The organism is Longitalea luteola (assembly GCF_017356035.1).
Taxonomy (GTDB): Bacteria; Bacteroidota; Bacteroidia; order Chitinophagales; family Chitinophagaceae; genus Niastella; species Niastella luteola.
In genome coordinates, this window is record NZ_JAFIQX010000014.1 from 90,037 (window position 1) to 101,644 (window position 11,608).

General features: G+C 47.5%; 7 protein-coding genes. 5 read left to right on the forward strand and 2 right to left on the reverse strand.

Going from position 1 to position 11,608, the window contains the following annotated elements:
- Window position 1 precedes the first annotated feature (1 nt).
- Window positions 2-1,387, forward strand: coding sequence for a c-type cytochrome (locus JUB15_RS25575; RefSeq protein WP_207515506.1), 1,386 nt, complete (start codon window positions 2-4; stop codon window positions 1,385-1,387).
- Between the two features lie 189 nt (window positions 1,388-1,576).
- Here JUB15_RS25575 and JUB15_RS25580 read toward each other — a convergent pair whose 3' ends face one another.
- On the reverse strand, window positions 1,577-3,193 hold the full coding sequence (locus JUB15_RS25580) for a T9SS type A sorting domain-containing protein (protein ID WP_207515507.1): 1,617 nt from the start codon (window positions 3,191-3,193) through the stop codon (window positions 1,577-1,579).
- 380 nt (window positions 3,194-3,573) lie between these two features.
- On the opposite strand from JUB15_RS25580, the gene JUB15_RS25585 reads away from it, so the two are divergent.
- The 4 genes from JUB15_RS25585 to JUB15_RS28840 all read left to right on the forward strand — a co-directional run bounded on the left by JUB15_RS25585 (window position 3,574) and on the right by JUB15_RS28840 (window position 10,467).
- A complete protein-coding gene (locus tag JUB15_RS25585; RefSeq protein WP_207515508.1) occupies window positions 3,574-6,303 on the forward strand; it encodes a ligase-associated DNA damage response DEXH box helicase in 2,730 nt (909 codons plus the stop codon).
- Between the two features lie 834 nt (window positions 6,304-7,137).
- Window positions 7,138-7,812 carry a response regulator transcription factor gene (locus JUB15_RS25590; RefSeq protein ID WP_205513694.1) on the forward strand — a complete coding sequence of 225 codons (675 nt, stop codon included), beginning with the start codon at window positions 7,138-7,140 and terminating at the stop codon, window positions 7,810-7,812.
- Between the two features lie 454 nt (window positions 7,813-8,266).
- Window positions 8,267-9,109 carry an aminotransferase class IV gene (locus JUB15_RS25595; RefSeq protein WP_207515509.1) on the forward strand — a complete coding sequence of 281 codons (843 nt, stop codon included), beginning with the start codon at window positions 8,267-8,269 and terminating at the stop codon, window positions 9,107-9,109.
- A gap of 53 nt (window positions 9,110-9,162) precedes the next feature.
- Entirely contained in the window at window positions 9,163-10,467 is a 1,305-nt protein-coding gene (locus JUB15_RS28840; RefSeq protein ID WP_207515567.1) for a cryptochrome/photolyase family protein, read from the forward strand.
- On the opposite strand, the gene JUB15_RS25605 is transcribed toward JUB15_RS28840, so the two are convergent.
- Window positions 10,464-11,462: a phosphotransferase enzyme family protein gene (locus tag JUB15_RS25605; RefSeq protein ID WP_207515510.1), complete on the reverse strand. Its 999-nt coding sequence runs from the start codon at window positions 11,460-11,462 to the stop codon at window positions 10,464-10,466. The genes JUB15_RS28840 and JUB15_RS25605 overlap by 4 nt on opposite strands.
- Between the last annotated feature and the right edge of the window lie 146 nt (window positions 11,463-11,608).

An 11,608-nucleotide genomic window follows, 5' to 3' on the forward strand; every position in this document is an offset into this window, starting at 1 on the left:
AATGAAAAAATGGATGGTGGTGCTGGTACTGATAGTAGCCAGTGGGGTTGCTTTTACCGCGATACTGAACGATGGAGCATATGAACCTGTGCACATTCCGCCCAGCACACAACGCACCGGCGGCGATGCACAGAAAGGCTACGAATACCTGACAACCGGTGATTATGTAAAAGGAGGTATGCCCTATAACATCTGGATCCTGGGCATGGGTAAAGACAAGACCAATTTCCTGCAACGCACCGGAAAAAATGCCGACATCTCTCACGAATATACCGCCGTTACCGCCAACAACGGCGAAGTGCTGGTAGCGCCCAACTGCATGCAATGTCATGCACAGGTGTTTGATGATACCCTGATCATGGGCTTAGGCAATACTTTCATTGATTTTACCGCCAATGAAAAGCTCAACGTCAACAGACTTAAGAAAGTAGAGAGTTTGTTAAAACTCACGGCGCCGAACAAGTACAGAGCCGCCAAACCATTTATCGATGTGGCCAAAACGATCACACCTTACCTTATTACCGAGATCAGGGGTGTAAATGCGGCCGACCGGCTGGCCGCCGTGCTCGTAGCGCATCGGGATCCGGTTACTTTTAAATGGAACCCCGAAGCACAGCTGGAAATACCGGAAGGCGTTATTCCCTCCGATGTACCACCATGGTGGCTGCTGAAAAAAAAGAACGCCATGTTTTATAATGGGTTCGGCCGCGGCGACTTTGGCCGTTTCTTGATGGCCTCTAACCTGCTTACGGTAAATGACACGGCCGAATCGCACGAAGTAGACACGCACATGCCCGATCTGCTGGCCTATATCTATTCGCTGGAACCTCCCAAATATCCGGGTACGGTCAATACCGCCCTGGCCAATGAAGGTGAGATTGTATTCAATAAAAAATGCTCCGGTTGCCATGGCACCTACGGAACCAATGAAACGTATCCGAATCTCCTGATACCGCAGGCCGTTATTCAAACCGATTCGCTGTTATATAAAAACAATTATTCCAGTCCGCAGTTTGTGAACTGGTTCAACCAAAGCTGGTTCACTACAGGCGATCATCCTGCCCGCCTGGAGCCATTCATGGGCTACATTGCACCGCCACTCGATGGCATCTGGGTCACTGCACCGTTTTTGCATAACGGATCAGTGCCAACGCTGGAAGCGCTGCTCAACAGCGATCTGCGTCCGCGGTACTGGCGTCGAAATTTCAATAAGCCGGAATATGATTATGAAAAACTGGGTTGGAAATATACCAAAGAAAATCAAGCCGGCGGCAAGCTCATTTACAATACCGATCTGCCCGGCTATGGCAATTATGGCCACACGTTCGGCGATAAATTAACTGAGCAGGAAAGAAAGGCAGTGCTTGAGTATTTGAAAACACTCTAGCGCGGCAATCGACAACCGGCAATGTATGGGATGTTACAGGTTGCAGGTCACAAGTTACCTGGCATATCCCCGACCTGTCAGGAGTCCGTTAAGAAAATCGGCTGCTCCCCCTTTAGGGGGCTGGGGGGTTAACAAAAACTCCCCGCTAAAAACGGGGAGCCTGTGTGCAAAAATAACCCTCGGTTAACATCATTTAATCAGTTTCCTGAACGAAGTATGGTTGCCTGCTTTCATCTGCACCAGATAAGAACCGGCCGGCAGCGCCGACAGATCACTGATGACAACGGTATTTCTGCCCAACACGCCAGCATGTTGCTGTTTTCGTACCAGTTCGCCACCCGCATTGTACAGCGCTACCTGGATCATTCCGGCTTTCTCCAGTTGCATACTTATTTGCAGGATATCTGTAAAAGGATTAGGGAACACTGTCGCGGAGGCCAGTAAAGTATTCCCTGTTTTTACCACTACCGTATTGCTGTAATACATCTTTCCATCCAGTGCTGTTGATCGTACTCTGTAAAAAACAGTTCCCGTAACAGCAGGAGCATGCATGTACACATAAGGTGTGTTCTGGTCATTCTGGCCGGTGGCAGCTAATTCACCCGCACGGGTAAACACCTGTCCATCCTGGCTGTATTCAATGGTAAAGGAACGTATATCTGATCCGGAGTTTGCAGACCAGTTCAGCTGAACCTGACCACTATGATAAGCAGCCTGCAAAGAAGAAAGTTTTACCGGCAATGCTATGCAGGCATCGGGATTTGCCCGCTCGGGCGTATAAGTGGCGGTATCAGCAGCTATCAGCGAGCCATTTACAGTCAGGTGCTGAGTAGTGCCACCGCTGATGTTTTGATTGGTGGTCAGCCTGTTGGCGCCGTTAACGCCGGCAATGGTCTGGTTATTTGATATGCCACCGCCTACATGCAGGCTGCCGGTTCCGCGGATCTCGCCATTGTTACTTAAGGCGCCGCCAATGCGCAATTGTGCGTTGCTGTTATTTATGCGAAAGTAATTGCCATTGATAGTATAAGAACCATTTACCACAACCAGCCCTTCATTGCGGGTGCCTATGGAAGTGGTAATACTGCCGGTAATGGTGATCTCACCCAGGTTCACCAGCGAATCATTGGTATTGCCGCTGCTGATATTGTTATTTCCGCCCCGGAAAACGGCTATGTTCTGATTATAAAACGTGCCTGCCAGGTTGATGTCCCCCGCGACGGTTACGCGGCCGCGGTTATTGATGGTGGTTCCGCTGCTGGTGGTAAGGCTTTGTGAAAAATTCAATACGCCGTTATTATTGATCGCAGCATTGCTGCCAAGATTGGTACTCTGGCTGAAGGTCATGGTACCACAGGCGGTATTTGAAACAGTGATGGCGTTGTTCTGATTCCAGTTACCGGCCCAGGTGAAGCTGCCGCTGTTCGTGATGGCAGCCCCATTATTGAGCGTTATATTATTCATCACAACGGTTCCGCTGGATGAAAGGCTGGCGGAAAAGCTATTGGCCTGGCTGGGGGCAAGGCGTCCGCCTGTAGCTACCTGAACAACAGATCCGTTGTTGGTCGAAAGATTTCCGGTATAGTTGCCACCATTGGCGATATACAGGGTAGCCCCATTGTTCAGCGATATATCGCCACTGAAATTGGTGGTGATACATACGGTTTGTCCATTATTGTAAGTGCCGGCACTATTGACCGTACTGCCTGCCGGGCACTGGGCTTTTACCACCCCGGCGCTCCATAACACCAGGTTCATGGCCCCTATCCAACGGATAAAGGCATGGGTACGAAAAGGGAATTTCATGCGGGTCGAGGGTTGTATTGCGCGCATTGGTGAACCAATCCCGGGCCAGATCAAAAAAAGCTGATAACCATGCTTGGTGCCAACAGCCAGCCCCTATCCCAATTAGCTGTACTTAATACACTTATAAGTATTTATTATTTTTAAAGAATTACCCTTAGCTATAGGGTAGAAACCTGTATTAAACCGTATTTATTTCCCATTACCGGAAAATTTCTTCCAAAACCGGGAAACGGTCGCGACGATCAAGTGCCTGTATAGAGCTTAAAGAAAGTAAGGGTCCTTGACCCGGGCGATTTGGGCAGGGGCCCGAAAAATCACTAAATTACCCCCCAAAGGGAAAGGCATCCATTAGCCATTGGTAAACGGCATGCCCCTGTGTTATGAGGCTTCAAACTACTACCGGATATAAGATCATTGTTGACTGGCTGGCAAACAAAAGCCTCCATCCTTTTACATTCCAGGAAGAAACCTGGCAGCACATTATTAATGGTAAAAGCGGACTGGTAAATGCCCCGACGGGCTGCGGCAAAACATTTTCAGTTTTTTTAGGGGCGCTCATCGATTTCATCAACCACCATCCCGATAACTGGAAGACCAAAGCCGGTAACGGATTGCAGTTGTTATGGATCACCCCGTTACGGGCGCTGGCTAAAGATATCGGCCGGGCCATGGAAGAGGTAATCAATGAATTGGGCATGGAATGGAAGGTGGGCATCCGCAACGGCGATACCGATATAAACGAAAGGCAGCGACAAAAACGCCGGATGCCCGAAGTGTTGATCATCACTCCGGAAAGCCTGCACCTGCTGCTGGCACAAAAAGGCTATGCGGCCGTTTTTGAAAGCCTTAAGATCCTGGCAGTGGACGAATGGCATGAGCTCATCGGTTCCAAAAGAGGCGTTCAGGTGGAACTGGCCGTGTCGAGGTTGGTAGGTTTGCGCAAGCCTATTGACAATACACAAGTTGCAACAGAGCGTAAAGGGGAAGACATCGATTGCGAATTGCCTGCTGCCTATTGTCCTTTGAGGGTTTGGGGTATTTCGGCTACCATCGGAAATCTCGATCAGGCCAAAGAAGTACTACTCTCACCTATATTAACTTTCTCCTCCTCCACCGGGGGAGGCCTGGAGAGGGCCTCCGCCACAGTGAAAGCCAATATTCGCAAGGACGTTGTTATAGAATCGATCATCCCCGACGAAATTGAAAAATATCCCTGGGCCGGGCATCTGGGACTTAAACTCATTCATAAAGTATTACCCATATTAAATACCAGCCGCACTACCCTTATCTTCATTAACACCCGGGGCATGAGCGAACAGTGGTACCAGGCTCTGCTCACGGCAGCCCCCGATCTTGCAGGCGCTATTGCCCTGCACCATGGCAGTATTGAACAGGAACTGCGCATCTGGGTAGAAGAAGCTTTGCACACCGGCCGACTGAAAGCAGTGGTGTGTACGGCCAGTCTTGACCTGGGTGTAGATTTTCGACCGGTGGAAACCGTTATACAGGTGGGATCGCCCAAAGGCGTTGCCCGTTTTTTGCAACGCGCAGGGCGAAGCGGCCATAGTCCGGGCGATGTAAGTAAGATCTATTTCCTGCCCACCCATTCGCTGGAACTGGTAGAAGCTGCCGCCCTGAAGAATGCCGTGGCGGAAACCTTTATTGAAAGCCGCGAGCCGATGCTGTTGTGTTTCGATGTGCTGATCCAGTACCTCAGCACCCTGGCAATTTCTGATGGGTTCCGGCCCGAGCAGCTTTTCGATGAGATCAGATCAACCTATTGTTACCGCGACATAGCCCATGCAGAGTGGATGTCCATTTTGGAATTCATTACTACGGGCGGCAATGCATTGCAACAATATGATGAATACAAAAAGGTAGAGATCATAGACGATGTATACCGCATCACCAGCCGGCGAATAGCCATGCGGCATCGCATGCATATCGGCACCATTGTAAGCGAGGCCATGATGAAAGTGAAATTCGTAAGCGGTGGATTTATCGGGGTCATTGAAGAATGGTTCATCACGCGGCTGTCGCCCGGTGATGTGTTTACCCTGGCCGGCCGTAACCTGGAGCTGGTGACCATTAAAGATATGACTGCCCTGGTTCGAAAATCAAATGCAAAAAAATCCATCGTGCCCAGTTGGCAGGGCGGCCGCATGCCGCTGAGCGCTAATCTGGGGAAGAAGCTGAGGGAGAAATTTGAGGAAGCGAGGAATCAGAAGTCGGAAGTCAGAAGTCTGAAGTCGGAAGCCGGAGCAGAGAAGCCGGAAGCCGGAGGTCAGCGGTCAGCAACCACAGTTAGAAAAAGCGGAAAGCCAAACAGCAGTAGCGAGAACCGGTTATCGGACACCCACTCAACATTCACCATTCCCCATTCACCATCCGATATCGAGTTACAGGTATTGGAACCACTATTCCAACTACAACAAACGCTCTCCCACGTCCCCGGCGCCAATGAACTGCTGATTGAACAGATCGAGACCCGGGATGGGTATCACCTCTTTGTATATCCGTTCGAAGGCAGGCTGGTGCACGAAGCCATGGCAGCCATCCTGGCCTGGCGCATCAGCCGGATAACGCCCATCACCTTCTCCTTTGCCATGAATGATTACGGGTTCGAATTGCTCAGCGATCAACCCATTCCGGTAGACGACACCAATGTTTATGAGTTGTTTACAGCAGATAATTTACTGGCTGATATTCAACGAAGTGCTAATGCAACAGAAATGGCAAAACGAAAGTTCCGCGATATAGCCGTCATTGGCGGACTGATTTTCCAGGGTTACCCTGGTGAGCAGAAAAAAGCACGGCATTTACAATCTTCCGCATCGTTATTATTCAATGTATTTTCAGAATATGAGCCCGGCAATTTACTATTACGGCAATCTTACCAGGAAGTGTTCGATCAGCAGATGGAAGAAGTACGACTTCGTAATATGTTGGAGCGCATACAGGCATCGAAGATCATAATTACTTTTCCACAGCAGTTAACCCCATTCTGTTTTCCGATAAAAGTAGACAGTATGCGCGAAAACCTCACATCGGAAAAACTCGAAGACCGCGTAAAACGCATGCAGGCGCAGCTTAACCCCCCGGCTCCCTAAAGGGAGAGCAGTTTCCAGTTTGCAGTTTTTACAATTTTACTATCTGCGAGTTTATCCACATTCACTCCCAAATAGAGAAAGCTCAGCAAGTTTCGGCGACCATACTATGCCCCTTCAGGGGGTGGGGGGTAAAAAAATGCCTGCCTTTTTATTGCCGTACCGATAAGCACGCAAAAAAAGCAGGCATAGTAAATTTTACACACAGCTCTAACCAACAACGTTTAATACTTTCAGAGGAACAAAGGTTCATGATAAGGCTCTGAAAAGATTCCATAAGCTAGGGATTAATACGAGCCAAAAACAGCCAGGCCTTTCCCAGGAATTGATAACGGGTACGCTGTTTTCAAAGGTTTACAGATGATGCAGGGAATGGATGAAACGCGTGTTTTTACAGGGTCAGTGTATTGACTAAATGAGTAAAAGGCAAAAAAGTTGATTGACATTGGATTTCGCCGGTATTCATTGGATATTAGAATGACTTTTGGACGGTTGAATTAAAGGACTCTGGACGATACGAGGTTGCCAATCCCCGTCAATCAACTTGGGTCCAAAAATAGTTGTGGACAAGAATGTGAACAAGAGCACAATTGCCCTATTTTATTTATTCGGTTTTTACCTGCCAAACTAGTAATATTCACATATCAACAGAGTATGATATACATCTACTCTTAGTAAACTTACCCTGTATTTTCTTTTACGTATATTCCGAAATAGTATAATTTCGTAAATCTGCTATAGTATTTGTCACGAAAATTTAAGATTTTGGGGCCCGAAAATCGAAGTAGTGTAAACAGACATTTTCAATCCCTTATCTTATTAAAAAATACAACCCGCATGAAAAAACCTGACACCGAAGGCGTTATTAAAGTAGCTATTGCCGACGACCATGCCCTGTTCAGGGCCGGCGTTCGTACCGCCCTGGCTGCTAAAAGGGACGTAGAGCTCATCGCCGAAGCCGACAATGGCATGCAGCTCCTGAACCTGCTCAGACACATTGAACCAGACATTATTTTGCTGGACATTCAAATGCCTATCATGGATGGCATTCAAACACTGCCTGAGATCCGCAAACTTCGGCCAGAAGCTAAAGTGATCATTCTTTCCATGCACAATGATCATTCTATGATCAGCAAACTCATGGAGATCGGTGCCAATTCTTACCTCACCAAGAACTCTGATTCGGAAACCATTTACCAGGCCATTAAAACCTGTTATGAACAGGAATTCTTTTTTAATGAGCTTACCAACAAGGCTTTACTAACTGGTTTGCGTACTAAACGCACAGATGTAGCCGGACCACAAGATGTAAACTTATCCGAAAAAGAGATCAGGGTGCTGAAACTCATGTGTGAAGAAAAGACCACCAAGGAAATCGCTGATATCGTAGAGATCAGCCCACGTACCGTTGAAGCCATTCGCGACAAACTCAAAACCAAAACCGGCGCCAAATCAATGGCCGGTCTGGTCATGTATGCAGTGAAAAACGGTATTATCGATCAGAACGTATGAATGATTTAAGTTCATCAGTAGCGTAGTTCCATCAGTCAAAACGTCTGTAAATCCGTTCCGGTAAACCGGAACGGATTTTTTTTGACTTAATGCGGCTACTTCGTTTGTGACTGCTCCCGCAACTTATTACACCGAACGCATCTGGTTTAACTTTTTTGCCGGCTCCTGGCTACCCCGGGGCCGGGTTTGCTTTTGGTCTTCTTCTCTAATATCTCGTACATGTCCCGTATATGTTCCGTACATGTCTCGTATATAAGCCGTCCCTTTAAAGGTACGGGACATGTACGAGAAACTAATGAAAGACCTACCTGACAATAAGGAGTCATTACAGGCCCAGATACGAATCAGATACGAATCAGATACGAATCAAACACGGATCAGATACGGCCCAGGTACGCTTCGTTCCAGCCCAATTGCGTATTGTTTTGTTGCATTCTTTCCAGAACTTCACCCCATGAACACCTGGTTGTTTTACAATGAAGCAATTATCCCCGCAGACACGCCCATCATTACAGCGGGCAGCCGGGGGCTCCGGTTTGGCGATGGACTATTCGAGACCATTAAAGTAGTTAATGGAAAAATGCCCCTGTTCGACCTGCATATCGAAAGAATGAACCAGGGCCTGAACTTACTGAACATAACACTGCCCGATCATTATACACCCGATTATCTTACCCAGATCATTCTTGACCTGTATAACCGCAATAATATACCGGGTGCGGCCCGGGTACGGATCACTATTTTCAGGGGCAACGGCACCTTGTTCGCCACGGAAGAACCACATGCCTCCATCATCATTCAGGCAGAACCACTGGCCAGCGATTACCTCGCTTTCAATGAAACGGGTTTCACTATTGATGTTTGTCCGGTTGTACAAAAAAGTGTCGATCAGCTGGCGAACCTGAAATCGAACAATTACCTGCCCTATGTAATAGCAGCACAATATGCCCGGCAACATCAATTAAATGAGTGCCTGGTGCTGAACACCCATAACCGCATCTGTGATGGCACTATTTCCAATATCTTCCGCATTCATCAGAACAGTATTTATACCCCACCCCTGTCGGAAGGCGGTGTGGCCGGCGTTATGCGAAAATATTTATTGACGGCCCTGTCAAAAGCCGGCTATGCTGTTCATGAAAAAATATGTACGCCCGATGAACTCGAGGCCGCCAATGAGGTATTTCTAACCAATGCCTTGTATGGCATACGGTGGGTAGCAAGATTCAGGAACAAAATGTATACAAATAAGCTGGTTGCAGAATTGCATCAAAAGGTTGAGCAGTTAACCAGTTAACTGGTTAACTGGTTAACTTGCCACCAAACGACCTGAACCCAAAAAAATAGTTTATCGCACCAGTTAACGTCTTCTGGTTTCGCCGCGATCTGCGGTTACACGACAATGCAGGATTATACCATGCCTTAAAAAGCAATAATCCCGTATTGCCCATATTCATTTTTGATACTGATATCCTTGACCAGTTGCCATCAAAAACCGATCGCCGTGTTGAATTTATTCATACGACGCTTCAGCAGCTTCAACAACAATTACAGCAACTGGGATCAACATTGGTAGTCTGCCACGATACGCCACTCAATGCATTCAAAAAGCTGCTTCAACAATACCCCGTTGAAAAAGTGTTCACCAATCACGATTATGAACCGTATGCCCGGGAACGGGATGAACGCATTGCAGCATTCCTGCAACAATATAACATTTCATTCCATACCTGTAAAGACCAGGTCATCTTTGAAAAAAACGAAGTGGTAAAAGATGATAACAGGCCATATACCGTGTTCACCCCTTACAGCAGGAAATGGCGCGCCAGGTTGAATGACTTCTATATCAAAAGCTATCCCACTGAGAACTATACCAATCATTTTCACCAACAGGCAGCGGAACAGCTGCCTTCATTGCAAGCAATAGGCTTTACGCAAACGAATGCCGCTTTTCCGCCTGCTACTATTGATAACGGCATTATTGAACAATATCATAAACAGCGCGATTTCCCGGCTATTGAGGGCACGAGTCATGTAGGCGTACATCTTCGCTTTGGCACTATCAGTGTGCGGCAACTGGCGCAAAAAGCCGTGCAGCTCAATGAAACCTTCCTGGGTGAACTGATCTGGCGTGATTTCTTTCAAATGATCCTCTGGCATTTTCCGCATGTGGGCGCCGGAAAGGCCTTTAAAGCTGAATACGACTTCATTCAATGGCGCAATAATGAAGATGAGTTTGCGCGCTGGTGCGAAGGTTATACGGGCTACCCCATTGTAGATGCAGGCATGCGCGAGTTGAATAACACCGGCTTCATGCATAACCGGGTTCGTATGATCACCGCATCCTTTCTGGCCAAACATTTACTGATCGACTGGCGATGGGGCGAGGCGTATTTTGCAGAAAAGCTCCTCGATTATGAACTGGCCAGCAACAATGGCAACTGTCAATGGGCAGCCGGTTGTGGTTGCGATGCAGTGCCTTATTTCCGCATTTTCAATCCATATTTACAGGCCAAAAAATATGATCCGGAGCTGAAGTATATCAGGAAGTGGGTACCCGAATTTGAAGAGCTCAGCTACCCCCGGCCGATAGTTGATCATGAAATGGCGCGCAAGCGTTGCCTGGAAACCTATAAAAAGGCACTCAAGCGCTAACCCTCAAAAGGCGGCAGCTGGTGGTGCTCATATAATCTTTTAACGAAAACATTGATATACCGCTTCAGGTAGTTCTCATTAAGGTATGAGTTGGTCCAGTTTTCAAAGCGGCTGCACTGCACCCCGAGATAAAATATATACAAGCCCACACTGGCAAACGGGATCAATTGTTTTTCAGCTTCCGGAACAGGCGTAATGGATTCATAACCCTTATAGAAGCTTTCCAGCTTTCGCTGAAAAGGTTCCGGCTCTCTTTCGGTGTTCACTAACTGCAGCACGTAATAAGCAATATCGAGCAGCAGCCAGCCATTGCCGCAAAAATCAAAATCAAAGAGGGTGATGTCTTCGTTGTTATAAATGTGCAGGTTGTCGAACCAGATGTCGAGGTGAACAACCCCTTTTCGCAGCAGGTGAACCGGCGCATTTAAAAAACTGCGCAATACCTGCTTCTGCGCATGTTGCATAAAACGCATTTCTTCCGTTTCCAGATCAATGTATTGCCTGATCAATTGAAAGGGATCGGTCAGCAATACCTTGTGATCATACTTCACCCGCTGCACGGGCAGATCCCTGGTAATTGTATGCATGCGGGCCATGATGGCGCCCAGTTTACAATGAAGCGCTTCGGAATAATTCATCACCTTCTCCCCTTTTGCATACGAGAACAACACGGCAAAACGTATTCCTTCAGGCGCCGGGATCTGTTGAATGCGATTACCCTGCTGATCCGGCAGGGCATAAGACACCGGAATATCATTTTCCTGTAACAACTGTAACAGCCTGATCTCCTCTGCTATTTCCGTCTCAGACCGCCAGTGTAAACTATAGATCCTGAATACATACTTATGCATACCATCGGTTACCAGGTAGGCATGATTGATAGCTGCCCGTATTAAACGGCAGGTGGTCGCTGTACCCAAACCATATTGTTGTTGCAGGTAGACAGCTAAATGTGTTGCCGACAGCGTGGAACACACAACGGGAAAAGGTTGCATAGATGATTAATTTTTAATATCAGCGAATTGGAAAAACAAACCTGAAGAACAGGTATTGGCAGAGGCTGATAAAGAAAGGGCAGCATGCAGAAGTGACCGGCTTAGCGGCGTCCGGAATGTAAACCGGACTGCGAAGATAATAACAG

What these genes read in the sequence shown, in the direction of transcription:
- JUB15_RS25575 (WP_207515506.1), top strand. Translation starts at nt 2, where the DNA reads ATGAAAAAATGGATGGTGGTGCTGGTACTGATAGTAGCCAGTGGGGTT.
- JUB15_RS25580 (WP_207515507.1), bottom strand. Translation starts at nt 3,193, where the DNA reads ATGAAATTCCCTTTTCGTACCCATGCCTTTATCCGTTGGATAGGGGCC.
- JUB15_RS25585 (WP_207515508.1), top strand. Translation starts at nt 3,574, where the DNA reads ATGAGGCTTCAAACTACTACCGGATATAAGATCATTGTTGACTGGCTG.
- JUB15_RS25590 (WP_205513694.1), top strand. Translation starts at nt 7,138, where the DNA reads ATGAAAAAACCTGACACCGAAGGCGTTATTAAAGTAGCTATTGCCGAC.
- JUB15_RS25595 (WP_207515509.1), top strand. Translation starts at nt 8,267, where the DNA reads ATGAACACCTGGTTGTTTTACAATGAAGCAATTATCCCCGCAGACACG.
- JUB15_RS25605 (WP_207515510.1), bottom strand. Translation starts at nt 11,462, where the DNA reads ATGCAACCTTTTCCCGTTGTGTGTTCCACGCTGTCGGCAACACATTTA.